Source organism: Acinetobacter wuhouensis (genome assembly GCF_001696605.3).
GTDB lineage: Bacteria > Pseudomonadota > Gammaproteobacteria > Pseudomonadales > Moraxellaceae > Acinetobacter > Acinetobacter wuhouensis.
On sequence record NZ_CP031716.1, the window covers coordinates 2541459 to 2565510 of the forward strand.

Below are 24052 nucleotides of genomic sequence, written 5' to 3' on the forward strand. Positions count from 1 at the left end.
ATACATAACTCTATGCGAACTATGCACGATGAGTAGAGAAATTATTATGTAAATAAAAAGCAGAGCTTCATCAGAAACTCTGCTTTATTCAACCGAAACATATTGTTAAAAATGCGAATTAAATTACTTCGTTGTTGGCATTTTCTCTTTAATAAAATCCACCAATTCAGGATTCTTCGCCACAATTGCACCAGTATGATCAGCTTGTTCTACAAGTAAGAATTTAACATCTGTGCCCATATCTTTGAGACCTTGCTGTAATTGCGCAGTCACTTGATAAGGTACAGCCATATCTAATTTGCCCTGAATAATCATCACAGGTGCATTAATTTTCTTCGTCGCCGGTTGGTTATCTGCTAAGAACTTTTTAACTGTCGCATTCTCTTGGAAATCTCCAGCCAAACCAGGGTAGTTAAGGACGGTCTTACCTGCATTTTTAACTAAGTAATCTTGAATGTCAGCAGCAAATTTATCGTGTAAGTCATTCAAACATAAGCCATTTTCACCTGTAGTGCCTTCTGCAAATTCTGCTACACTTCTTGAACGCTCTTGGAATATCTCGCGATAGTTAAATTTTGGATCATAGGCGGTAATTCCTACAGTGGTATATGCTGCATAAGCCAATAATTCAGCATAAACTTCTACAGCCGTTCCAGTCGGTAGTTTACCTTCTTGTTCTTGCTGAAGAATCCCTTGAATCGCCTGTGGTGCAACCACGGAAATAATATACCCCAAACTGGATGCAGGTGCGCCCGCAACAGCACCTTTGTAGTTAGCATCATTATTTGATAGTTCAGCAGTACCTAACGAGGCATGACCACCCTGAGATTGTCCAACAGACATCCATTGCCCATTGATCTGGGTAGAATAATGTTCTTTATAGGCTTTGACTGCATAAATTGCAGAATTGGCAGCGCTCTTCAAATTAAGGTATGGATGAATACCTGCTGTACCAAGCCCCTCATAATCAGGAGCAATGATAACATAACCTTCTTTTAACAGACTTTCTGCCATATTTTTAAAGCGTGGGTTAAATGCATTATTACTTGGCGCACAGCTATCACCAATCCCAACTGTACCATGTTCCCAAACCACAACTTTCCAACCATCTGTAGGTCGTGTCGTTTTAGGGACAAAGACCATCGCTGTCGCTTTCTTTGTTTCTCCCAAAACATTCGGCATGTTATAGGTCATCACTTTGACCGATGCTGCTGAACTCATTTGATCTAAGTTATATGATTTTTCAGATACATAAGTTTTATTTGATGTCCAATTGTCCCACTTATCATTGTCATCATTACACGCAGTGATCAGCAAAGTTACACTGCACGTCATTGCGATCAGTGTCTTTTTAAAGAATGTCGTCATTACAAAGTCCTCGATTTTTGTTGTATTAACAGCTCCGTGTTGCAACATTGCATCGCATAAATTGTCTTTATCACGTCAAAATATGCAGGCAACTCGCAATAATTAAACATAAAAAAAAGCATCTTACTAGGATGCTTTTTACCAAAAAGTCGAATAACTACTTAAACAAATTCGACCAGTTTTTAGAATATTTAATTTTCAAGACGCAGTTAAAACAATGCGATAAAAATCCCAACAAAAATAATCAAACCTACCCAACGATTATGTCTAAATGCCCAAAAACACCACTGTGGATCGCGATCTTTGGTTTTCGTCCACTGATAAATAAAGTCGGCTATCACCAATAACAATGCAATTAAGCCAATTGGAATTAAAATATTTTCCAAATACAGCGCTGCACCAATCAGAATGACACTGGTTGCCTGCAATAAAGAAATAATTTCAATATCGTATTTTCCAAATAAAATTGCAGTGGATTTCACCCCAATTTTTAAATCATATTCACGGTCAGTAATGGCATACTGCGTATCATAAGCCACCGTCCAAGCTAAATTGCCGAAATAAAGCAACCAGCACGTCCAATCCAAAGGTTTACCCATCGCAGTGAATGACATTGGAATTCCCCATGAAAATGCCATACCTAAAACCACTTGTGGTAAATGGGTATAACGCTTCATAAACGGATAGACAAAAGCCAAAACCAAACCCGCTAATGCACAATAGAATGTGGCGATCGGCAAGAAGAATAAAGTACAAGCACTTAATGCAACCAAACCAATGAATACACCTATTGCTTCTTTGGCGGAAATAACACCAGTTGCCAAAGGACGATTCTTGGTTCGTTCAACATGCGCATCCACTTTACGATCTGCAAAATCATTGATGGCACAACCTGCCGCACGCATGAAAATCGTGCCCAAAACCATTGCCACTAAAGTCACTAAATCAGGAATACCTTCTGCGGCAATCCAGAGTGCCCACATGGTTGGCCAAAAGACCAATTCTGTGCCAATTGGCTTATCAAAACGACATAAATAATAATAAGCTTCTAACCGTTGTCGCCAAGTGGTTTGCTGCGCTATTGCCATGACAGTCCTTCAGTAAGCTTAAATATCAATACTATTTAAAGCTTGGTTAACACATGCTTAGATTTATTCAAATCAAAGCATTATTTAGAATTCATTTGTTGCTGCAAAAATTGTTCAAAAGCAGGTAAAAAAGTTTCCTGTACAATGAATTTACAACCATGCCAAGTATAGCAACTTTGACGCGTCCAACCATCTGCCAACTTTAAAACACGGCGCTCGCACAATGGTGTTGTCCGTTGGAAGAGAAATTTTCCAATCGGTTGATTACGAATGTGTTTAAACAGGCGTGCTTTACGATGGATACTGAGAATAGGAAAAATACTTTTGGCTTTCACCCACGGTTGTGCATCACAACCATATAAATAACTTTCTCGTACCCACGAAGTGTGTTGATACGGCATTTTCATCCATTGACTATCGATCAATGTCATTCTTTGATAATGCTCTTGAAGTGGTTGAACTTTAAAAACTCCACCCGCCACATCAGTTAATTGTTGGGTTAATGAACCTTGTGCATACAACCATGTTTTTAATTCAGGAGGAAAACGCTGATCCCGCATTGAGCATGATTGTTTCAATGTTCTACCCTTCAATTTTTCGATGCCTCAGTGTAACTGAAATTTAGATATTTGTTTGCAATGCGCATTAAAATAATAGGGTTTGGTGTGAAAAATCATCATTTGAGAATTAATTAATATTACTCAATATAGAATTTCAAATCATCAGAAAATATTTTATACACCCTCCACTCTATATTTTTACATTAAAAATGCTTTCTGCTACATTTCAATGAATCGCTTAAATTCCACCTTTATGGACAATAAAATGAAGATAAAAGCACTATTACACTTCAGTCTTTTTTGTATTCCTTCAAGTTACTGTTTTGCACTGGGGCTATCTCAATCGCCTATTCAGCAAGTTACGCTCTACCCGACTGTTGCCAAAATTGAGCGAAGCATTCCAGTCCAAGCAGGTGAACAATTGGTGACATTGACGGGACTTGCAGCTAACTTTGATATCAATCAATTGCAATATCAAAGTACCAATATTGAAGTGAATGCTGTTTCACATACCGACAGTGCGCTTGATAAACCTGCAGGCAATGAATCTAGCCAATTACGCAATAAAATTGATGACATTAAAAAGAAAATTTCTGAGCAAAATTCAATTATTCAAGCGGCTGAACTGCAAAATAAATTTCTGGGTAATGTGACCACTGGCTCTGCTTCAGTTGTACGTGAGCAAGCTTACCAAGCCTTTATTGCCATTGATAAAGCTAAAATTGAAAAAGAAAAACTCGCACAACGCCTAGAAGAACTAGAACAGGATTTAAATGCGATTGGCGATAGCGAGTTTAATCAACGAACGCTTAAATTTTATGTCAATGCACCACAACGTGGTGAAATTACCCTGAGCTATATGGTGCCTTATGCACGCTGGCAACCGACATATAAAGCTGAACTCAATACACAAACCAAGCAAGTCAAACTCACACGTATGGCGATGATTGCGCAAAAAACGGGAGAGGATTGGAATAATGTCAAACTTGCACTATCCACTTCGACACCACAAAATTATGTACAACAAATTCAGCCACAACAATGGTGGGTAGACTATTACGAACCGCAACCATATCCAATGCCTGCACCTGCCCCTGTTTTAGCAGAAGTCGCTTTTTCTGACAGCAGCGCAGAAAAATTAGGAAAAAGTCAACGCAATCCTGCACCAGCTTTTCCTCAATTTCAATCAATGGATCTTAACTTTAGTACCGAATTCCGTTCTGAAACTAAAGCGACTATTCCAAGCAGCCAACAGCAGATTTACTTACCACTCAGCGCCGAACAGTATCCTGCAAAACTTTCAGTTTGGGCGATTCCTAAACAAAGTACACAAGCAACATTAAATGCAGAAATTGCCAAACTTGATCAAAATTGGCCATCTGGAACAGTCAAACTATATCGTGATGGTGACTATATTGGACAGCGCGCATGGAATAATAGTGCTGACGAAGCCTTACAAATGAGTTTTGGTGTAGATGAACAAATTCAGGTTAAAGTTATCGATCTAACGGATAAGAAAAGCCCTGTACGCAGTCAATCAGAAACTATTCAAAAACAGCAGTATTCGATTCAAAATTTGCATAATTATCCAATGGCTGTGACCATTTTTGAGTCAGAACCGCAAAGTCGTAATGACAAACTGACAACGCAATCCGTTTATAGCACACCACCAACAGCAACCAAGTGGAATGACCAACCCAATATCAACCAATGGCACATCAATTTAGAACCAAAACAGACCTTTAAACTAGATGTACAACATCAATTTAAATATCCAAGCAAAGGTAATACTTCAGGTTTTTAAAGTTTAAATTTTAGGAATAATAAAGCCCAGTCTGACTGGGCTTTGTTTTAATCGATATTCTCTATTTAAAACATCAAAGATTAATTAAAATCACCTTCTCTTTCAGGCTGAAAAAGCACTTTTTCAATTTTAATTTTCATAGTGTGACCATCAGGCTGCGGCCATTCAATTTCTTGACCTTCAGCTAAACCAAGAATTGCAGCACCCACAGGAGCAACGATATTCACTTGACCTTTATCACCGTGAAAATCATGCGGATAAACCAAAGTGATTTCTGTCGACTCTGTAGCAGGTGCAATAGTAATCAACACTTTTGCATTCATTGTCACCACATTGGTTGGAACATCTTGTGGTGCAACAACATCAGCTCGCGCCAATTCTTCTTCTAAATGTTGCATTGTCGGCGTCAATTTCGCCTGATGCTCTAACATCGTTTCAAGTCGGTTTAAATCTTGTTCAGAAATAATAATATTCGGTTTTGCCATGTGCTTAATTCCTTTGACCTTTCACATCATTTGCTATAGCAGTGATCATTTTAATAAATTCTATTTCTTTTATAACAGATATTTATATCGTAAGTGGAACTATTCCACTTTTTACTTCAGCATAAAAAAAGCCCCCTTGAGGGGGCTTTCTCAAGTCAATGCTTATTTTGCATAAACTGGAAATTTAGCACATACCGCTTCAACTTTCGCTTTCACAGTATTGATCACAGCTTCATCACCTTTCGCATCAAGGATATCTGCAATCCAGCCAGCCAAGTCACGAACTTCAGCTTCACCGAAACCACGTGTAGTTACAGCAGGCGTACCAATACGGATACCAGATGTAACGAATGGAGAGCGTGGATCATTTGGTACAGAGTTTTTGTTCACAGTAATGTGAGCAGCACCTAACCATGCATCAGCATCTTTACCAGTCACATCTTGCTTAATTAAAGACAACAAGAATAAATGGTTTTCAGTACCACCAGAAACCACATCATAACCACGAGCGATCAATACTTCAGCCATCGCTTGAGCATTTTTAACCACTTGTTGTTGATATGTTTTGTATTCAGGTGCCATCGCTTCTTTAAAGCAGATTGCTTTAGCCGCTACAGCGTGAACTAAAGGACCACCTTGGTTACCAGGGAATACAGCAGATTGAAGTTTTTTCTCGATTTCTTCATTTGCTTTTGCAAGGATTAAACCTGAACGTGGACCACGTAAAGTTTTATGTGTAGTCGTTGTTGTTACGTCAGCAATTTGAACAGGGCTTGGGTAAACACCCGCAGCAACTAAACCTGCAACGTGTGCCATATCTACGAATAAATATGCGCCAACTTTGTCCGCGATGTCACGGAAACGTTGCCAATCAACGATTTGGCTATAAGCAGAGAAACCTGCCACGATCATACGTGGTTTGTGTTCTACAGCTAAACGTTCAACTTCTTCGTAATCGATTTCACCAGTTTCTGGGTTTAAACCGTATTGAATTGCATTATACGTTTTACCAGAGAAGCTAACTTTAGCACCGTGAGTCAAGTGACCACCGTGAGCAAGGCTCATACCTAATACTGTATCACCAGGATTAAGAAGCGCTAAATAAACTGCCGAGTTTGCTTGTGAACCCGCATGTGGTTGAACGTTAGCATAATCAGCACCGAATAATTCTTTAGCACGATCAATCGCCAATTGCTCGATCACATCTACATATTCACAACCGCCGTAGTAGCGTTTGCCTGGATAACCTTCCGCATATTTGTTAGTGAGTTTTGATCCTTGAGCTTCCATTACTGCTGGTGAGCAATAGTTTTCAGATGCGATCAACTCAATATGAGCTTCTTGACGAGCATCTTCTTGAGCAATTGCTTGAGCGATTTCTGGATCAAATTCAGAAATAGAGATATTGGCGAACATTAGCGAGGTCCTATGAATTAGGGCTTTTAAGCCGTGCTAAGATTGCGCGCATTGTAACATGAAATAATCGCTTATACAGAATGAAGTTTGCTCTGTTTTAAATAAAAATGGTTCATGCTTAAAACACGAACCATTTGATTAAAATATGATGATTTTAATATCCATCATGATGTACAGAATCATGAATTTATTGAGCAGGCATCATGCTTTTCACATCGTTCACAATATTCGCTAAATTTGCCGTGTACGCAGTGGTATGATCCCACTCCGCTTCAGTATGATACGTGATGTTACTTTGTTTCGCACCATCTCCTGTGAGTAAAAAGTCTGTCACTTTTTTCGGTACTGTTGCATCCGCACCACCCTGATAAATAATCACAGGCTGATTCAGTTTAACTTGTAACGGTTGAGACTCTGAAATAAGGAATGTGCTCACAGCAGATAATTCAAGAAAATTACTCTGTGTTCTTGGATAACCTTCTAGTGAATAATTATTTTCAGACGCATATTTCATCATTCCGCCCCCCAACGTCAGCCCAACATCCCCTGAACATAATGTTTCAGCAGATTGTGCTAATGTATCTGTTGGGGATTTAAAAACCTGACTAAAAGTTAGTTGTGGATTTTTATTACGCAAGCCCGCTGTAATCAATGCCGTATAGGTATCTAAAGAAGCCAATGTTGAAATTTTAGCGCTTAAATCATTCATTTCATTTGCTTGCGCTTCACCACCTAGCAAAATTAAAGACAGATTAGATGCAGGTGCAACGGCAATCGTTCCTTTATAATTCAGTTGTGCTCTTGATGCATATTGAGCAGCACCTAATACAGCTTGTCCACCTTGAGAATGTCCAATCGCCAACCAATCCTTACTGACAGACTTACCTTGTTTTTTAATATAATCTCGTGCAGCTACAACAGCATCTGTAATCGAATAAGCTTCGCTTTTTAAATTTAAGAATGGATGTACTTCACGACCACTTGGCTCACCTAAACCTTCATAATCTGGCGCAACAACCACATAACCCTGAGCCAGTAATTGCTTCAATAATACTTCTGTCCCTTTTAGACCTTGCTGACTCGGTGCACATTTGTCCGCTACACCTGTAGTCCCATGCGCCCATGCAACCACAGGCCAACCTGCTGCTGGCGGTGTTGTTTTAGGTACAAAAACTAAAGCAGTGGCTTGTGTTTCTTTATCATTTACCCCTTTCATTTTATAAGTCATCACCACACTTTCAGCTGCGACGGCACTCATATCATCTTTAGAATATGCCGTTGGGATTCCCACAACTGGATTGGTAATATTATTGGCATTCGGATCAGTACTTCCACCAATGATTGAACTACCATTATCATCACTATCATTACAAGCACTTAGGATTAAACCAGAACTTAAAATGAGCACCGTTAACAGATTTCTTTTCATGTGACTTATCCTTAAACACAATTTTAAAATTTTGTATGCAAACTACATTTCGCACATTAATTCATCAATACGTCAAAAAAATATGTTAGGCAAGCATTTTTACAGCGAATTTTTAACAATCATTCTATAAATCAAATAAGCTCTATAAGTAGATTAAACTTTAAGAATAACAGCCAATAGATTTAGAATTTTTTTAATCTCACCATCACATTTTGGTCATTCAAAAAATCATGAACATCGGATATTGATAATAAAGTTGTCGTTAAAATAAAAATATCACGCTTTAAATTGTATTCATTTCTCAAAAACGCTAGTGTAATAAAGTTTTCCGTTTTACTGGCTTGGGAATAAAAGGCATGCAGGCAATTATTTTAGATACTGAAACTCATACGCTGAATGGTTTACCCATTGAAATTGCTTATGCACCGATCCAAATTCAAGCTGGCAAACTCAGTCTAGACCGTGAACAAATGTTTGATCAGCTTTATAGCATTGGCGATGAAAAAATCGCTTTCGGTTCAATGGCTGTACATCATATTTTAGAATCAGATTTGATCGGACAACCGAATTTTTCCAGTTTTACATTACCCTCAGACACGACCTATATCATTGGACATAATATTGATTATGATATTCGTGCAATTCAACAATGTGGTCTAGATACTTCTCAGATCAAAGCCATTTGTACCCTTGCTCTTGCACGCTTAGTTTGGCCAGATGCCGAAGCGCATAATATTTCCGCATTGATTTATATGATCAGTAAAGGCAGTGAAAAAGCTCGAGAGATGTTAAAAGGTGCACATCGTGCAGATGCGGATATTATTTTAACTGCCAATATCTTAATGCACATTATTTATCATTTGAAAATTCAAACAATTGAAGAACTTTATGAGGCATCAGAAGATGCCAGAATCCCACGTAGTATCAATTTTGGGAAGCATCGTGGTACTGCGATTGCAGAATTGCCTAACGATTATGTGCAATGGTTACTTCGTCAGGAAGACTTAGACCCATATCTGCGTAAAGCACTCGAAAATGCGAATTTAATCACACTTTAAGCTTATGATTTGTAATAATAAAGTCATATTAGTGTAATTTTCATTCTTTATCCTAGAGTCATTTTATTGGGGAATAAATTGACTCATGGAACATTATATTAAAACTGATTTAGGCATTCAGGCATTACAACAGCGCTCTTTTCAACTTAATGCCCGCCAAAGACAGCTTTTACTTTTGATCGGAACAGATGACTTTAAAATATTGAATAGTGGATTAAAACAACGCCTAGCCACACCTGAACTGATTCAACAACTCGAAGATTTAGGGCTCATTTTTCAAAACCAAACTCATCAAGCAAATCCCGTTACAATTGAATCTACTCAGCGCCAACAATCCCCTGTTCAAAACGTAGACTCGAAAAATTCCAATCAAAAACTCGAATTAAAGAGCAAGGAATACCCTACTGAGATTACTTCACAGCAAGACTCTAAAGAATCATCAACATCCAACATTCAAGTCAGTGAAAAGTTAATTGAAAATGTCCAAGCCAAACCAATACTCGAAAATGTTGTTGAAACCGTAGAATCTATTCAATCCGAACGTATAAGTCTTTCTTTTAATGAAATTCAACAAACAATGTCTAATTTATTGCAAACCCATTGCGGACTCATGGCAAAGCAACTCATCGTCAAAATACAACAGGCGACATCAGTACGTGAATTAAAACTTTGCCAAATGCAATGGATTACCGCTTTACAGGAATCAAGAATTTCACCGATCCTACTGAATCAAACCATGCAGCAAATCAATTATTCATTACAACATTTACAATCATCTTAAATAAAGTAGATTTGCCAATTTTACAATCTTGATTTAGATAAATCAGAAGATCAACTTAGCGCTTTTAAAGTGCTTCTCAGTCTTTTTTTGTCTAATTTTTTAAATTTTAAAATAAACTTATCAATAACTTGTGAATTTTCACCGTAAAATTAAAACAATTGAATCAAATATTTTAGACTTTTGCTGAATCAACGACATCGTATTTTGAACGTATAAAAGTTGTTTTGGGGAAATTTACAAATGACGCATACACAGTATATCCAATTTCATCCTGCGGACGATCCAACTCAGCTCAGTAAAATTGGAAACTGGGTGATTACATTTTTGACTGATCAAGTTTCAAATAAAACACAACTTGCGATCACCAATGTCATCCCATGCCAAATTCAAGAGACACTACAGCCTCGTCGATTTGTGATAGAAAATATGGAAATGGCTCAAAATTGGTCGATTCAATCCATTGAATGTTTTGATAGCACTTTAAATCAAACATCCAAACTGAACTTAGACTCTCGACAAGCTCAACAGTTGATTCAACAATTATTGTCTGAGTTTGAACGCTATGATGTTGAAGCTGTTTATATACAGGCTTGATTTAATTTTAGATTCTTATTCTTTTATCTCGTTTAGAATTGACATAAAAAAACACATGAAAATATTTACATGTGTTTTTTTACGCATTGATCAATCGAATAATAAATTATACAAAACGAATCGGTTTAAACTCAGGTTCAGGCACATGAGAATCACACTCCTCACCTTCTTCCTTATGACCTTTGTCGATATAACCTGAACGCTCTTTTTCAGGAACATTTTGATGTTCCCAAGCAATCACAGCTTGCATACAAATTTGACGTTGCTCTGCGGTTAACACAACACCATTTGGCCATTTACCGATTTCAACGGCTGTTTTCAAACGCTCAACAATATCAGCATCTAAAATAGATAGCATTTGTTCAATATTCATGGTCAATCCTGCTGAAATGAATCAAAATCTTGATTCCAACCAAGTTTCGTACGACAAGCCATATAGAAGTCATAGCCTGGTGGATGTAATAGTATAAGTTTGAATGGATGTTTGCGAATATGCAAACTATCTCCAATATTGAGTGAAACACTATGTTGCCCATCGGCACTGACCATCGGCAAAACACGGTTTTCACGAATCAATATTTTAATTTCACTTTGTCCACCGACGACGATCGGACGGGATGATAATGTATGAGGATGCATAGGCACTAAAGCGATGGCATCCATACTTGGGTGTAGAATTGGACCGCCACCTGAAAGCGCATAAGCTGTTGAACCCGTTGGGGTAGAAACAATTAAACCATCACTGTGCTGACGATAGACGTACTGACCATCAATATTCAGTTCAAAGTCAATCATGTGTACAGATTTACCTGAATGAAGCACCACATCATTCAAAGCAATTGCATCATAAATGCTTTCATTTTTAGAGCGAATTTCCATTTCCAATAGAAAACGGCGATCTAACTGGAAGTCACCTTTTAAGACCTGATCGAGTTTAAATAAAACTTCAGTCGGGGTAATATCGGTTAAAAATCCCAAACGACCACGGTTAACACCAAGTACTGGCGTATTGTATTTAACTAAAGCTCTTGCAGCATGAAGTAAAGAGCCATCACCACCCACCACAATAACCAAATCCACCACTTCGCCAAGCAGATTTTTACTGACCGTTTGCGTATTGGGATAAGGAACCAATGCAGCAGTAGCTGTATCAAAAACTGGATGTAAGCCTAAACTCAATAAATGATCATGGATTAAACACAAAGTATCAATCACTGATGATTTATCAGGTCTGCCAATCAAACCGATATTACGAAACGTTTTTGGTGAAATTTGCACAGGTGCGGTAGCTCCACTTAATATCTGAGATATAATAACACTTTCAGAATATTTTTATAAAATCATTCATAAATGAAAACAAATAGAAACTTTAAAATGCCTTTAAATTTGTTTATTTCACAGATTTATTATTGCAAATTTAAGAAAAGCTTCGCATGATTAGCGAAAATAAATTGGGTATTATCATCTATATATGAAGACCGAACGTGGTATAGGCTTAATTGCACTGATTTTTTGTGTATTGGTTATTGCTGTATTTCTCGCATTTAGCGTCTACTTAATTCGCCTCGACAATGTGATTCGAGATAAATTTGAAGGAAACCGTTGGGATATTCCTGCGAAAGTATTTGCTCGACCTTTAGAAATCTATGCAACTGCGCCTATCGCTCAGTCTGATTTTGAACAAGAATTAAAACTACTCGGCTATAAAGGCAGTGATAGTTATACCAAATCAGGAACTTATGTTACCCAACCCAACACTGTTTATGTCCATACTCGTGGTTTCGATTTTGGCGACAGCGTAGATCCTGAACAAGTGCTTCAAGTTTCATTTACTGGTGATACGGTTGCAGATGTCAAAGCAACTAAACCGACCAATACTGGCATTGCACGTTTAGAACCGATGTTGATTGGTGGCATTTACCCACAGCATAATGAAGACCGTGTGTTAATTAAGCTCAACAAAGTCCCTAAACCTTTGATTGAAGCGTTAATTGCCACTGAAGACCGTAATTTTTATAAACATCATGGTATTTCGTTCCGTGGTACAGCTCGCGCTTTAGTCAGTAACGTGACAGGTGGTAAGCGTCAAGGTGGTTCAACATTAACTCAACAGTTAGTGAAAAACTTTTTCTTAACCCCTGAAAAAACGCTAAAACGTAAAGTCAATGAAGCGCTGATGTCATTGCTACTTGAACTTCACTATAGTAAAGATGAACTTTTAGAAGCTTATTTAAATGAAGTGAATCTAGGTCAAAGTGGTAACTATTCTGTCAATGGTTATGGTTTGGCATCACAATTCTATTTTGGTTTACCTTTAAGCGAACTCAATATTTCCCAACAAGCTTATTTGGTTGGTTTAGTACAAGGCCCAACTTTATTTAATCCTTGGAAAAATCCTGAGGGTGCGAAAAAGCGTCGTAATATTGTGCTGAACAATATGTTGGTCATGGGCTATTTAGACCAAGCGCAATATGAAAAAGAAATTGCTCGTCCACTCAATGTTGTGAGTAAACCATCACTTGGCAATGCCAGCTTCCCTGACTTTTTAGATATTGTTCGTCGTCAACTTAAAACTGAATATCAAGAAACGGATTTGACCAATCAAGGTTTGAGAATTTTTACAACTTTAGACCCGATTGCACAAACACGTGTTCAAAATAGTTTTAGAGAAACAGTAAAACGTTTAGTTAGTTCAAATCCTGCTCGTTTGAAAGACCTACAAGGTGCAGTACTCATTACTCGTCCTGAAAATGGTGAATTGATTGCAGCTGTTGGCTCAACACAAGATTTCACTGGTTTTAACCGAACTGTAGATGCGAAACGTCAAGTTGGTTCATTACTCAAGCCAGTAATTTATTTAAGTGCTTTGGAGTCTGGTCGATATAACTGGGCATCGCAAATTGAAGACTCGCCAATCAGTATTCCAACCGATGGGAATAAGTCTTGGACACCGAAAAACTACAGTGGTAGTGGCTATGGCTTTGTCCCAATGTCACAAGCTTTGGCAAATTCCTACAACTTATCTGCTGTACGCTTGGGGAATGAATTTGGTATTTCAACATTTAGCAATAATTTGACTAAATTTGGCGTAACTTCAAAAATTCCAAACTACCCTTCGATTTTCCTCGGTGCTGTAGATATGTCACCAATGGAAATGACCAGTATTTACGGTAACTTTGCAACAGGTGGATTTAAATATCCAACCAAAGCCATCAGAACCGTGGTTGACTCAAATGGTCGCTTACTTGAACGTTTTGCATTAAATGTACAGCAAACCATTGATCCCTCTACAGCCTATTTACTGAATTTTGGCTTACAACAAGTGATGTCTTCAGGTACAGGGCGTGCGGCGTATGCGAGCCTCCCTGCTGAATTGAAACTTGCAGGTAAATCTGGCACGACCAATGATACCCGTGATTCATGGTTTGCAGGCTATTCAGGTAATCACTTGGCGGTGGTGTGGTTAGGCTTAGACAATAACAAAATAACTGGCTTAACGGGTTCATCAGGAGCATTACCTGTTTGGACCAATGTCATGAAACAATTGCGTCAAAAACCTGTGAATTTGCGTCAAACTGATGATATTTCATGGCAATGGATTAATTCTGGAACAGGTGAACTTTCCGCGCAAGGCTGTGCAGGTGCAATGTATATTCCATTGCTTAGACATACTGTACCGAATCGTGCTGATGCCTGCGGTGCTTCACATTACCAAGTTGAACCGCAGTACATACCTGATACACAACAAAACAGCTCTCAAGCGCAATCAAGCGATAGTATGGACAACTATATCCGTGAAAGTGAAGACAGCATGGATCAAGACTCACGTGGTCGTGTGATTTCAAGTGGCAGTTATAGTCATTGATATTAGAAACTAATATTTGAAATTGGACACCTAAATTGATTTTTGGATGGTTGTTGATATGAAAAGTTATACCGCTCGTATGCCTAAGATTGGTTATGTCACCACGTTATTGACGATATTCGTGGTGACTGGCTGCCAAACTGTTCCCGAACAAAGCAACCATCCTAAAAAGCCGATAGAGAAACAACAAACCACACCTCACAAACAAGGTGTTCCGACACCTGATGGTGTGAAAATTACCCCTTATGAACGTCCTGAAATAAAACGTGAACAAGCTCCAGTGATTATTCCGCAACAAAAAGTTCAAAACCAAACATTTGATGATGGGAAAAATATTCCTGCTGTTCAACAGCTTTTGCAACAAACTCAATCTGCATTTCAAAAAGGTCAATGGGATGAAGCTGAACGCTTCGCACTCAATGCACAACGTCTTGCACCCCAATCAGCCGATGTATTTGCATATTTGGCGCGTATCGCCAATCAAAAGAAGCAATATGCCAATGCTGAATCTTTAGCACGTCGTGGACTCAGTTATGCACAAAGCACCACGCAAAAGAAAGTGTTTTGGAATGTTATTCTACAATCCGCACAACAGCAGAAAAATCAACAAATCATTGCAGAAGCATTAAGACATTTACAAAGTTTGTAATATCATTTTTTCAATATTCCTCATGCTTCCATAACACGATTAAAAATTACGAATCCCTGCAACACCATAAGCACCGTGTTGCTGTGCGATCTCTAAATCATTCGGCTTCAAACCGCCTAATGCAAAAACAGGAATATCTATACTTTCTACATAGCTTGCAAATGTATCCCATCCCAGACCATGTGCTTCAGGGTGCGATTCAGTAGCTAAAACAGGGCTTAAAATCACAGCATCGTAGCCAAGCACCTGTGCTTTTTGTAAAGAAACTAAATCATGACAGGCTGCGATACATCGAATCCCTGTGGGTAATTGCCCTGCCATTTGCGCCATCAATTGATCATGTTTGAAATGGATTGCTGAAACCTTTTTCTGAATCTGTTCAGATAGTTGTTCCCACAAATCGACATTGACAATCAATTTAGACAAAGCTACATCATCTAATTGTTGAATTTGATCAATTGCAGTCTGATCTGCCTCAGTTCGGAAATAAAAAAGTTTGTGATTTAAATCAGCGCCAGTATTTTCAACAAGTGTAATAATCTCAGATGAAATTTTAATCTGGTGTGCCCAAAACAAACGCTGAACAATCGCTTGATTGGCTTTAGGAAAATTCAGTTCTAATAATTGATCACGGCGATACCACGTCCACGGCTTTTGAATATCATTGAGATATTTCTCAGGAACTTGTGCATGAAACAAGTGTAAATATACTTCTATATCTTCATATTCATGATGAATCACATCAAACACATGCCACTGTTGGATGCCGATTCCTACTTCCTCAAAAATCTCACGACGACATGCTTCAACAGGTGTTTCCCCTGCTTCAACTTTACCACCTGGGAATTCATATTTATTGCCCTGATGTTGATCTGCATTGCGCCATCCAACCAAAACTTTTCCACGGTGAAATAATAAGGCGATTGCCACATGAACACTAGGTTTAGACATCTAAACGAATCCCTGAAATTTTATAGAATTGTAAGCAATTATAGAAAATTTATAAATGATAAAAATTATCGTTGACAGAGCTATTCGATAATGATTATCATTTAAATCACTTAGACAGCACCCCACATGGAGTCACAATAATGAACGCACCATTTAGCCTATTCACTCGTAATACTGAAGCTCACCAATCATTACCGATGTTACATTCAAACAATTTATTTGCACTAGGTCGTGAAATTCGCATTATGCATGCAGGAGAAGAATATCGTTTACGTTTAACACGTAACAATCGTCTGATATTGACCAAATAATTATAAGAATTTTAATTAAAACAAAAAACGTGGGAACAAGCAGTATGAATCAGCGCATGCTGCTTTTTTAAGTATTAATACATTTCAAATATTCTCCTCCAAGACTCGCCATTTTTTAAAATACTGATCAAAAAACACTAACCGTTGGATAAATCGAATAAAAACATTAAAAACTAATGAAGATAAAGACTCACTTTTAAACCTCCATGCTCCGAAGCTTCAATATGCATCTGTCCACGGTGCAACTCAGTAACTTTTTTACAAATGGATAATCCCAAACCTGAACCTTGCGTTTTCGTACCCAAAGCTCGATAAAAGCGTTCTCCCAAATGTTTTAAAATGTCCGGAGGAATACCCTCACCATCATTTTCTATTTCAAAAACTTCCCAATTGTTTAAATATCCAAGATGGATGTAAATATTTCCCTGCGGAGGCGTATAACGAATCGCATTGTCGATTAAATTACGGATACAGATGAAGAGTAGTTCCTCATTGCCATATACTTTTACTTGTTCATTTTCAATGTGAAGCTGAATCTGTTTTTCACGTAATTGCGACGCTAAAGTCTGTAAAACCTCTTGCGTGATTGCTTCCAAATCCAACCACGTTTTGGCTAATTCACTGTCATTACTTGGATCTAAACGTGCCAAAAGTAATAAATTTTCGAGTACTTGTGTACCACGATGAACATCTTGTTGGATATTGTCTAAATAAGGTTGTAACTCAGGTAAATCTTGATATTTACGTTTCAGCACTTGCAAGCGCATTTGAATCGCAGAAAGTGGCGAACGTAATTCATGTGAAGCATCCGCAGTAAATCGTTGCTCATTGCTGAGTGCTTGATCTAAACGAGTTAACATCTGATTGAGCTGATTGACCATTGGTTGCAGCTCTTGAAACTCTGGTTGTGGTTGCTGAATGATCGATAAATCTTGGGCATTTTTTCCTGCAATTTCATTGGAAAGTTGCTGAATCGACTTGAATTGTTTTTTAACTGAAAAATGCAAAACGCCCCATTGCACAACCCACAAACCCAACAATACTTCAAGATAAGTAAAGAAACTCTGAGTGAGATCTTTAAACCGTACACTGAGCGGTTGTAGCATGTTCACCGTTAATTTTGAATCATCATCTGTCGCTTGGTAACTTCGTTGCAAACGTTGATCGATCCATACAATGTCATAGCCATTTTGTAAGTCTGTGATCATTCGTTTCTGTGCTACATGCTTTTTTTCTGTATCAATTTCATCTGTGGCAGACTCAGTTGAATCTGTTAGTAACTGTTGTCCATTTACCAATTGATATTGGATATCAAACTCATCACTCAATTCATCCAGTTGTGAACCTGAGTTTTGGCTGAGATCAGACTTCAACAGCATATCTGCAACTTCATCCATGATTTGATCTTGGACTTTCATGGTGTGATAAATCGAAATCCCCACCAAAAGCAATAACGCAAGCAACCCTGCCACAATCGAACTGAGCATGGATGTTTTTATCAGTCTTTTTCGGAGCGAAATTGCTTGGGTCATTGTTGCCTTTTTAAATACCAAAATGAGTTGTGGATGAATTTATGGTTCAAGGTGCTGAACAGATTCAATCTTGTGTCGTATTCTGATTCATTCGATAACCTAAACCGCGTAAAGTCTTAATCAAATGGCTACCGATTTTTTTCCGTAATTGATAGATATACACTTCTATGGCATTACTTTCGATTTCATCGCCCCAAGCATATAAAGATTCTTCTAACTGCTCACGCGTCACCACATGTTCAGGTTTTTGCATCAATTTATATAAAATTTGAAATTCTTTTGCTGTTAAAGCCACAGCTTGCTGATCTTGGAAAACAGTTTTTGCTTGGGGATCTAGTACCAAATTGGCATATTTGATTTCATTGACATTGCTCGACTGCGACTGTCTCAGTTGGGCGCGGACACGGGCTGATAATTCGTCAAGGCTAAAGGGTTTAACCAAGTAATCATTTGCACCCAAATCCAAACCTTGGACACGATCTTGAATGGTATCTCTTGCTGTGAGAAAAATCACAGGTGTATCTGGATAAAGCTTTTTAAGTCGCTGTAGAATTTCATCTCCAGTCGCTTTGGGTAAACCACGATCTAAAAGCACACAATCATACTGATGCTGTTCGATGGCTAAAATGGCATGATCACCACGTTCTACCCAATCAACATTATAACCATCCATTTCTAACCAAGATTTAATGCTTTCAGCCTGTGAGCTATCGTCTTCTGCAAGCAAGATACGCATAAAGTACCTATTTAATGGGTTAATGAATCAGGGAATCTCTGTCTTTTATAAAATAATTTAAAAAATAAATCTGTAGGAACTTGTTGAATGCTTGGGCTAAAGCGAAAAAACCACATGTATCTACATGTGGTTTTAGTTTACAGACGCTTTAAATCAATCTTGTTAAATAAATTTTGCGACTGAATCAATCGGCTGTGAATGAATTAAAACTGAACAGCATCCACATCTATTTCAACACGCTTGGTTGGCTTGTAGTCGATGTCTACTTCACCAATCAACGTAACTGTTGTATTTGGCGCAATCGGTTTGCCTTGCCATAATTCATCATCAATATCGACAGTGATCGTACCTGTGCTGTCACGGAATTGATATTTTTCATCGCCAGTCGCTTTTACTACATGACCACGCAGTTGTACCTTGGTATCATCTTTGAACGTCAAAGCTTGTTTTACCGTGGTTAAGCTCGATGTCAATGCTGATTGGTTGACCGCTGTATTTGCAACTGCAAATGTCGCTGTACCAATTAAACCTGCTGCTAAAATTGTTTTAGAAATTGAGTTCATCTTCTTACCTCATTGCTGTTTGTTATTTCGATAAAGCTATTTAAACAAATCAACATGAGGTGAATCTTAGGAATTCTTCATTTTCAATTTTAAATGCAAATTTTAATTTCCACTTTTAAACGTAAATCCTAGAAACTCATTCAAAAACTAATTCAACGGCACAACTCTTAACACTTCTTCTAAAGTCGTCACGCCTTCTAAAACTTTACGTGCCCCTGAAATTCGTAACGGTTCAATCCCTTCTTGCTTCGCTTGCTGTCTTAAATCATCCAAATTGGCATTGGCACTGATCTTTTGTTTGGCTTCAAGGCTGATTGGCATAAATTCATAAATCCCAACACGCCCTTTATAACCTGTATGACGACATTCTTCACAGCCTACAGCTTTATAGACAAAATTAGGCATTTTGGTCTGATAACCAAAAGTCAGATGTTTCCACTCTTGTTCATTAATAAAAGTTTCTTGTTTACAACTTGGGCACAGTCTACGAACGAGTCGTTGCGCCAAAACACCTAGAATGGTTGCAGCTGTTAAAAATGGCTGAACGCCCAAATCATGTAAACGCGTCAAACTTGAGGGCGCATCATTGGTGTGTAAAGTGGATAGAACCAAATGACCTGTTAGTGCCGCTTGAATCGCCATATTTGCCGTATCTTGGTCACGAATCTCCCCGACCATGATAATGTCAGGGTCTTGTCGCATCAGCGCACGAATACCATCGGCAAAACCAAGATCAATGCCTTGATTGACCTGCATTTGGTTAAAACTCGGCTCTAACATTTCAATCGGGTCTTCAATGGTGCAAACATTGACTTCTTCAGTCGCTAATTGCTTGAGCGATGAATAAAGCGTGGTAGTTTTACCCGATCCTGTTGGACCTGTGACGAGGATAATGCCATGACTATGTTGTGTCAGTGCTTGCCACTGCGATAATAGATGTTCATCAAAACCTAATTGTTGGAAACTACGAACCAAAACTTCAGGGTCAAAAATACGCATCACCAACTTTTCACCAAATGCTGTCGGCAATGTTGATAAGCGCAGTTCTGTTTCTTGCCCTTTTGGTGTACGCGTTTTTAAACGACCATCTTGCGGTTTACGTTTTTCTGCAACATTCATTCGACCTAAAATTTTAATTCGTGAAATCACCGCAGTGAGTGTGTTGGCAGGCATGTTATAAATCGTATGCAACACCCCATCGATACGGAAACGGATTTTTCCTTTTTCTTTACGTGGTTCAAGATGAATATCACTTGCACCCTGTTCAAATGCAAACTGCAAAACCCAATCGACGAGTTTTACAATGTGTTGATCATTGGCATCTGGATTTTGCGTATCGCCCAATTGTAAAAGCGCTTCTACGCCTTTATTTTCCTTATCATAAGACCCTGATTTTTGTGAATTATTCACTGCACGGCTAACTTGATAATATTCAACCAAATAACGCTGTAACTGCTCAGGATTGAGTAAAACTTTTTCAATTTTCTTCGGGCTTAAACTACGTTCTAAGTTATGTATCCAATCGGTGGTAAATGGTTGTGCTGTACCAATCAGAATCTTATCCGCACTCACCTCCACGGCAAGAATTTTATTTCTCAATGCGAATTCTTGTGACATCACACTGGTTAATGAAGTCACATCTGCTTTTAATGGATCAATAGTAAATAAATTGATCTGGGCTTTTTCTGCTAACCATTCGCTCAATGCTGTGAGTGTTAATCGTTTGATTGGATCTTTGGCATCAGGCAATTTAAAATGCGCAATCCATTGCAGAGGATGCCATTTCAACTGCTCACGCTGACGGTGTGTAGTTTGAATCAATAACTTTTCACGTTCGGTGATACGCTCATCTTTTAATAATTGTTCTAAACACCAAGCTGTATCGATTTCAAAATTAAATTGCATTGTTATCTATCCCCAAAACTAGAACTACTATAGCAAAATTAGCTTTTATATCACTTGAATTTTTATTGTTCCTTTCATCTTTTGAATAAACTCAAAAATAGCTTATGTTTTTATGAACTTTGTTATACATTTAAAAGACTTAATTAATTCATGGTTTTATTTGGGGAGAGCTATGAATTTTATATCATTAAATCCGTTATCTCTTAATTCTTATACAGATTTTTTGACGATCATTGCTGCGGCTTTGGGTTGCGGACTTTTGATTGGTTTAGAGCGTGAACGCAGTAAACAACGTGAGAATCAGCATAGTTTTGCAGGTTTACGTTCTTTTGCAATTTGTGCGCTATTGGGCGCGGTTTGTTTTATTTTTGGTCCCTATTTCGGCATTATTGGCGCACTCGCTGTGACGGGCATTGCAATATATTCACTGAAAAATCAGATTGATGATCCTGGGGTTACCACTGAAATTGCGTTTGTTTTGACTTATTTTATCGGGGCAATGTGTCTGTGGAATATTTCCTATGCAGCAGGTTTATCCGTTATTTTAACGATTTTACTCATGACCAAACATTCTATGCACGGGATTGCTGGAAAATGGATTACCGAAGCAGAATTTAGGGATGGTATTTTTCTACTGGCTTTGCTTTTAATTGCGTTACCTTTAACTCCAAACAAACCGTTTTGGGGTTCAGTGCTCAATCCTTATGTCATTTTAAAATTACTCACTTTAATTTTAACTGTTCAAGCTCTTGCACATATTGCCAAACGTTTATTGTCCTCAAAAAATGCCATGATGCTCTCCTCTTTGGCTTCTGGCTTTGTTTCCAGTACTGCAACGATTGCAAGTTTAGGTTTAGAGGTTCGTAATGGTCGTGCTGATGCAAAAGCCAATGCTGGTGCAGCATTGATGTCTTGTGTGGCAACACTTTTACAACTTTTGATTATTGTCATTGGGATAAGTTTGTCGTGGTTTAAAGTCATTCTTCTTCCAAGCCTTATTGCCATGTTGATTTTGATCATTTTCTCGGTATGGTTCATGCGCAGTTCTCAAACTTTAGAAAGTGTTCAACAGTCAGACAGTCGGATGTTTAGTTTAAAAGAGGCTGCGATTATTGTTATTTCGTTAACGGTGATTCAAGCGGGTGTCTATGGGCTGAATGTTATTCTTGGTGATGCTGGGTTAATTGCGGGAACGCTTTTGGCATCTTTGTTTGAAATTCATGGCGCGCTTTCAACAATTGTGATTCAAGGCGAGCCTAGTAATTCAGTTTTAGCTTGGGCATTTGGACTTGGTTTGGGCGCACACGCAATTGCAAAATCGGTCAATGCTCTCCTTACAGGTGGAACACGTTTTGCTTTAGTTTTTGCTCCGATTCAAATTTTGCATATGACGATTTTTGTCCTGATTTTTTTCTGGATGCTCAATTTGTAGTGGTTTTTCTAAGCTGCCTATATGGCAGTGAACCTACACCTGTATTTCGTGGAACTTACCACAATTTTCTAAGCTGCCTACATGGGAGTGAACAGCGTAAATGGCGGGCGGATTTTCATTTAGTTTTTCTAAGCTGCCTACATGGCAGTGAACAGGAACAAGCCGAGGATTGATCCAAAGAGCGCTTTCTAAGCTGCCTATATGGCAGTGAACCCTGTGGTGTATTACCACTCTCAACAATTTGCTTTCTAAGCTGCCTATATGGCAGTGAACACGCCACAATTGACGACCATTGCCCGCAATGTTTTCTAAGCTGCCTATATGGCAGTAAACATTCTTGCTTAACAAGGTCTGCTACTTCTTGATTTCTAAGCTGCCTACATGGCAGTGAACAAGCACCCCCATTGGTGGGGTTGACTTATAAATTTCTAAGCTGCCTACATGGCAGTGAACACACACCATCCAATGTTTATGCGTCAGCATAATTTCTAAGCTGCCTACATGGCAGTGAACTTGGGATTGGCTTTTCTCTCATATCAAGCAATTTTCTAAGCTGCCTACATGGCAGTGAACCGACACCAAGAATGCTGAACTTTGGAGAAAATTTTCTAAGCTGCCTACATGGCAGTGAACCGGAATTGTCGGCTTTGCTTTCTGATGGTGAATTTCTAAGCTGCCTATATGGCAGTGAACAGAAATTGACTTTAACCAACAACTGCCGTCTTTTTCTAAGCTGCCTATATGGCAGTGAACGTACTTTTTCAGGTTTTGGCTCAGAAGTGGAATTTCTAAGCTGCCTATATGGCAGTAAACCCTGACCAATTGCTCCTGAAGTAGGATCCATTTTTCTAAGCTGCCTATATGGCAGTGAACGACTTTATAATTGAAACAAAGGAAAGAATTGATTTCTAAGCTGCCTATATGGCAGTGAACGGGGTGGGTGGAAAGTGAATAAAATATTGTATTTTCTAAGCTGCCTACATGGCAGTGAACTGAGCGCTACAATGGGCAAGGCGAAACTATTATTTCTAAGCTGCCTACATGGCAGTGAACTTGCCAACTTGCCTTTACGACCGCCTGACCATTTTCTAAGCTGCCTACATGGCAGTGAACGCTCAATCAAAAAAGTTTGAACCTGCAGTCGATTTCTAAGCTGCCTACATGGCAGTGAACCATAATACATCTCGCCTTCTTCATTAATGTTCTTTCTAAGCTGCCTACATGGCAGTGAACTTGCTCTTGACGTGCTTTTTTCCATCCACCTTTTTCTAAGCTGCCTACATGGCAGTGAACACCAGAGAACGTGGACTTTTTCATGCTTCGCATTTCTAAGCTGCCTACATGGCAGTGAACAGGAAAAAGAAAAAATTTAATTTATGTTTGGATTTCTAAGCTGCCTACATGGCAGTGAACTTGCTTCTTCTTTCATACGTTTTTTTTGGTCGTTTCTAAGCTGCCTACATGGCAGTGAACTTTATATAATGAGTTGTAATTTGAGGATTAAATTTCTAAGCTGCCTACATGG

General features: G+C 38.5%; 21 protein-coding genes and 1 CRISPR repeat array (1 of these 22 running past the window's edge). Of the genes, 8 read left to right on the forward strand and 13 right to left on the reverse strand.

Annotation, left to right across the window (positions count from 1 at the left end):
- Nucleotides 1-123: 123 nt before the first annotated feature.
- From BEN71_RS12875 to BEN71_RS12885, 3 genes are all read right to left on the reverse strand, one after another.
- Nucleotides 124-1368 carry an alpha/beta hydrolase family protein gene (locus BEN71_RS12875; protein ID WP_068975363.1) on the reverse strand — a complete coding sequence of 415 codons (1245 nt, stop codon included), beginning with the start codon at nt 1366-1368 and terminating at the stop codon, nt 124-126.
- 209 nt (nt 1369-1577) lie between these two features.
- The gene (gene ubiA, locus BEN71_RS12880) at nt 1578-2456 is read right to left on the reverse strand and encodes a 4-hydroxybenzoate octaprenyltransferase (RefSeq protein WP_068975364.1); all 879 of its coding nucleotides are present in this window, start codon (nt 2454-2456) and stop codon (nt 1578-1580) included.
- 80 nt (nt 2457-2536) lie between these two features.
- Nucleotides 2537-3016: a chorismate--pyruvate lyase family protein gene (locus BEN71_RS12885; protein WP_068975365.1), complete on the reverse strand. Its 480-nt coding sequence runs from the start codon at nt 3014-3016 to the stop codon at nt 2537-2539.
- Between the two features lie 265 nt (nt 3017-3281).
- Between BEN71_RS12885 and BEN71_RS12890 the strand changes: the two genes are divergently transcribed.
- Entirely contained in the window at nt 3282-4820 is a 1539-nt protein-coding gene (locus BEN71_RS12890) for a DUF4139 domain-containing protein (protein ID WP_068975366.1), read from the forward strand.
- A gap of 80 nt (nt 4821-4900) precedes the next feature.
- Here BEN71_RS12890 and rnk read toward each other — a convergent pair whose 3' ends face one another.
- From rnk to BEN71_RS12905, 3 genes are all read right to left on the reverse strand, one after another.
- Nucleotides 4901-5305 (reverse strand): nucleoside diphosphate kinase regulator, encoded by a 405-nt coding sequence (gene rnk, locus BEN71_RS12895; protein WP_068975367.1) that lies wholly within the window; start codon nt 5303-5305, stop codon nt 4901-4903.
- Nucleotides 5306-5467: 162 nt separating this feature from the next.
- On the reverse strand, nt 5468-6721 hold the full coding sequence (gene glyA, locus BEN71_RS12900) for a serine hydroxymethyltransferase (RefSeq protein ID WP_068975368.1): 1254 nt from the start codon (nt 6719-6721) through the stop codon (nt 5468-5470).
- Nucleotides 6722-6908: 187 nt separating this feature from the next.
- Nucleotides 6909-8150, reverse strand: coding sequence for an alpha/beta hydrolase (locus BEN71_RS12905; protein WP_068975369.1), 1242 nt, complete (start codon nt 8148-8150; stop codon nt 6909-6911).
- Nucleotides 8151-8506: 356 nt separating this feature from the next.
- On the opposite strand from BEN71_RS12905, the gene BEN71_RS12910 reads away from it, so the two are divergent.
- The 3 genes from BEN71_RS12910 (at nt 8507) to BEN71_RS12920 (ending at nt 10583) form a co-directional block, all read left to right on the forward strand.
- Nucleotides 8507-9208 carry a DUF3820 family protein gene (locus BEN71_RS12910; RefSeq protein WP_068975370.1) on the forward strand — a complete coding sequence of 234 codons (702 nt, stop codon included), beginning with the start codon at nt 8507-8509 and terminating at the stop codon, nt 9206-9208.
- Nucleotides 9209-9293: 85 nt separating this feature from the next.
- The gene (locus BEN71_RS12915) at nt 9294-9989 is read left to right on the forward strand and encodes a hypothetical protein (protein ID WP_068975371.1); all 696 of its coding nucleotides are present in this window, start codon (nt 9294-9296) and stop codon (nt 9987-9989) included.
- Nucleotides 9990-10229: 240 nt separating this feature from the next.
- Nucleotides 10230-10583 carry a hypothetical protein gene (locus BEN71_RS12920; RefSeq protein ID WP_068975372.1) on the forward strand — a complete coding sequence of 118 codons (354 nt, stop codon included), beginning with the start codon at nt 10230-10232 and terminating at the stop codon, nt 10581-10583.
- Nucleotides 10584-10689: 106 nt separating this feature from the next.
- On the opposite strand, the gene BEN71_RS12925 is transcribed toward BEN71_RS12920, so the two are convergent.
- Both BEN71_RS12925 and BEN71_RS12930 read right to left on the reverse strand, forming a co-directional pair.
- Nucleotides 10690-10956, reverse strand: coding sequence for a YeaC family protein (locus BEN71_RS12925; RefSeq protein WP_068975373.1), 267 nt, complete (start codon nt 10954-10956; stop codon nt 10690-10692).
- A 2-nt stretch (nt 10957-10958) separates the two neighbouring features.
- Nucleotides 10959-11897, reverse strand: a complete 939-nt coding sequence (locus BEN71_RS12930) for an NAD(+) kinase (protein WP_068975374.1) — start codon at nt 11895-11897, stop codon at nt 10959-10961.
- A gap of 157 nt (nt 11898-12054) precedes the next feature.
- On the opposite strand from BEN71_RS12930, the gene mrcB reads away from it, so the two are divergent.
- Together mrcB and BEN71_RS12940 are read left to right on the forward strand one after the other, a co-directional pair.
- Nucleotides 12055-14448, forward strand: coding sequence for a penicillin-binding protein 1B (mrcB, locus tag BEN71_RS12935; RefSeq protein WP_068975375.1), 2394 nt, complete (start codon nt 12055-12057; stop codon nt 14446-14448).
- Nucleotides 14449-14527: 79 nt separating this feature from the next.
- Nucleotides 14528-15097, forward strand: coding sequence for a tetratricopeptide repeat protein (locus BEN71_RS12940; protein ID WP_068975462.1), 570 nt, complete (start codon nt 14528-14530; stop codon nt 15095-15097).
- A 39-nt stretch (nt 15098-15136) separates the two neighbouring features.
- Here BEN71_RS12940 and BEN71_RS12945 read toward each other — a convergent pair whose 3' ends face one another.
- A complete protein-coding gene (locus tag BEN71_RS12945; RefSeq protein ID WP_068975376.1) occupies nt 15137-16048 on the reverse strand; it encodes an NUDIX domain-containing protein in 912 nt (303 codons plus the stop codon).
- A 140-nt stretch (nt 16049-16188) separates the two neighbouring features.
- Here BEN71_RS12945 and hemP point away from each other — a divergent pair, with 140 nt between their 5' ends.
- Nucleotides 16189-16359, forward strand: a complete 171-nt coding sequence (hemP, locus tag BEN71_RS12950; protein WP_004721884.1) for a hemin uptake protein HemP — start codon at nt 16189-16191, stop codon at nt 16357-16359.
- Nucleotides 16360-16532: 173 nt separating this feature from the next.
- On the opposite strand, the gene BEN71_RS12955 is transcribed toward hemP, so the two are convergent.
- The 4 genes from BEN71_RS12955 to BEN71_RS12970 all read right to left on the reverse strand — a co-directional run bounded on the left by BEN71_RS12955 (nt 16533) and on the right by BEN71_RS12970 (nt 21095).
- Nucleotides 16533-17891 (reverse strand): sensor histidine kinase, encoded by a 1359-nt coding sequence (locus BEN71_RS12955; protein WP_068975377.1) that lies wholly within the window; start codon nt 17889-17891, stop codon nt 16533-16535.
- Between the two features lie 64 nt (nt 17892-17955).
- On the reverse strand, nt 17956-18627 hold the full coding sequence (locus BEN71_RS12960; protein WP_068975378.1) for a response regulator transcription factor: 672 nt from the start codon (nt 18625-18627) through the stop codon (nt 17956-17958).
- Nucleotides 18628-18830: 203 nt separating this feature from the next.
- Entirely contained in the window at nt 18831-19190 is a 360-nt protein-coding gene (locus tag BEN71_RS12965; RefSeq protein ID WP_068975379.1) for a NirD/YgiW/YdeI family stress tolerance protein, read from the reverse strand.
- A 147-nt stretch (nt 19191-19337) separates the two neighbouring features.
- Entirely contained in the window at nt 19338-21095 is a 1758-nt protein-coding gene (locus tag BEN71_RS12970) for a GspE/PulE family protein (RefSeq protein WP_068975380.1), read from the reverse strand.
- A 172-nt stretch (nt 21096-21267) separates the two neighbouring features.
- On the opposite strand from BEN71_RS12970, the gene BEN71_RS12975 reads away from it, so the two are divergent.
- Nucleotides 21268-22527 (forward strand): MgtC/SapB family protein, encoded by a 1260-nt coding sequence (locus BEN71_RS12975; RefSeq protein WP_068975381.1) that lies wholly within the window; start codon nt 21268-21270, stop codon nt 22525-22527.
- Nucleotides 22528-22532: 5 nt separating this feature from the next.
- A CRISPR array of direct repeats spans nt 22533-24052; the repeat unit is 28 nt; unit sequence TTTCTAAGCTGCCTACATGGCAGTGAAC (it continues 2170 nt past the right edge of the window).

What these genes read in the sequence shown, in the direction of transcription:
- BEN71_RS12875 (WP_068975363.1), bottom strand. Translation starts at nt 1,368, where the DNA reads ATGACGACATTCTTTAAAAAGACACTGATCGCAATGACGTGCAGTGTA.
- ubiA (WP_068975364.1), bottom strand. Translation starts at nt 2,456, where the DNA reads ATGGCAATAGCGCAGCAAACCACTTGGCGACAACGGTTAGAAGCTTAT.
- BEN71_RS12885 (WP_068975365.1), bottom strand. Translation starts at nt 3,016, where the DNA reads ATGCGGGATCAGCGTTTTCCTCCTGAATTAAAAACATGGTTGTATGCA.
- BEN71_RS12890 (WP_068975366.1), top strand. Translation starts at nt 3,282, where the DNA reads ATGAAGATAAAAGCACTATTACACTTCAGTCTTTTTTGTATTCCTTCA.
- rnk (WP_068975367.1), bottom strand. Translation starts at nt 5,305, where the DNA reads ATGGCAAAACCGAATATTATTATTTCTGAACAAGATTTAAACCGACTT.
- glyA (WP_068975368.1), bottom strand. Translation starts at nt 6,721, where the DNA reads ATGTTCGCCAATATCTCTATTTCTGAATTTGATCCAGAAATCGCTCAA.
- BEN71_RS12905 (WP_068975369.1), bottom strand. Translation starts at nt 8,150, where the DNA reads ATGAAAAGAAATCTGTTAACGGTGCTCATTTTAAGTTCTGGTTTAATC.
- BEN71_RS12910 (WP_068975370.1), top strand. Translation starts at nt 8,507, where the DNA reads ATGCAGGCAATTATTTTAGATACTGAAACTCATACGCTGAATGGTTTA.
- BEN71_RS12915 (WP_068975371.1), top strand. Translation starts at nt 9,294, where the DNA reads ATGGAACATTATATTAAAACTGATTTAGGCATTCAGGCATTACAACAG.
- BEN71_RS12920 (WP_068975372.1), top strand. Translation starts at nt 10,230, where the DNA reads ATGACGCATACACAGTATATCCAATTTCATCCTGCGGACGATCCAACT.
- BEN71_RS12925 (WP_068975373.1), bottom strand. Translation starts at nt 10,956, where the DNA reads ATGAATATTGAACAAATGCTATCTATTTTAGATGCTGATATTGTTGAG.
- mrcB (WP_068975375.1), top strand. Translation starts at nt 12,055, where the DNA reads ATGAAGACCGAACGTGGTATAGGCTTAATTGCACTGATTTTTTGTGTA.
- BEN71_RS12940 (WP_068975462.1), top strand. Translation starts at nt 14,528, where the DNA reads ATGCCTAAGATTGGTTATGTCACCACGTTATTGACGATATTCGTGGTG.
- BEN71_RS12945 (WP_068975376.1), bottom strand. Translation starts at nt 16,048, where the DNA reads ATGTCTAAACCTAGTGTTCATGTGGCAATCGCCTTATTATTTCACCGT.
- hemP (WP_004721884.1), top strand. Translation starts at nt 16,189, where the DNA reads ATGAACGCACCATTTAGCCTATTCACTCGTAATACTGAAGCTCACCAA.
- BEN71_RS12955 (WP_068975377.1), bottom strand. Translation starts at nt 17,891, where the DNA reads ATGACCCAAGCAATTTCGCTCCGAAAAAGACTGATAAAAACATCCATG.
- BEN71_RS12960 (WP_068975378.1), bottom strand. Translation starts at nt 18,627, where the DNA reads ATGCGTATCTTGCTTGCAGAAGACGATAGCTCACAGGCTGAAAGCATT.
- BEN71_RS12965 (WP_068975379.1), bottom strand. Translation starts at nt 19,190, where the DNA reads ATGAACTCAATTTCTAAAACAATTTTAGCAGCAGGTTTAATTGGTACA.
- BEN71_RS12970 (WP_068975380.1), bottom strand. Translation starts at nt 21,095, where the DNA reads ATGCAATTTAATTTTGAAATCGATACAGCTTGGTGTTTAGAACAATTA.
- BEN71_RS12975 (WP_068975381.1), top strand. Translation starts at nt 21,268, where the DNA reads ATGAATTTTATATCATTAAATCCGTTATCTCTTAATTCTTATACAGAT.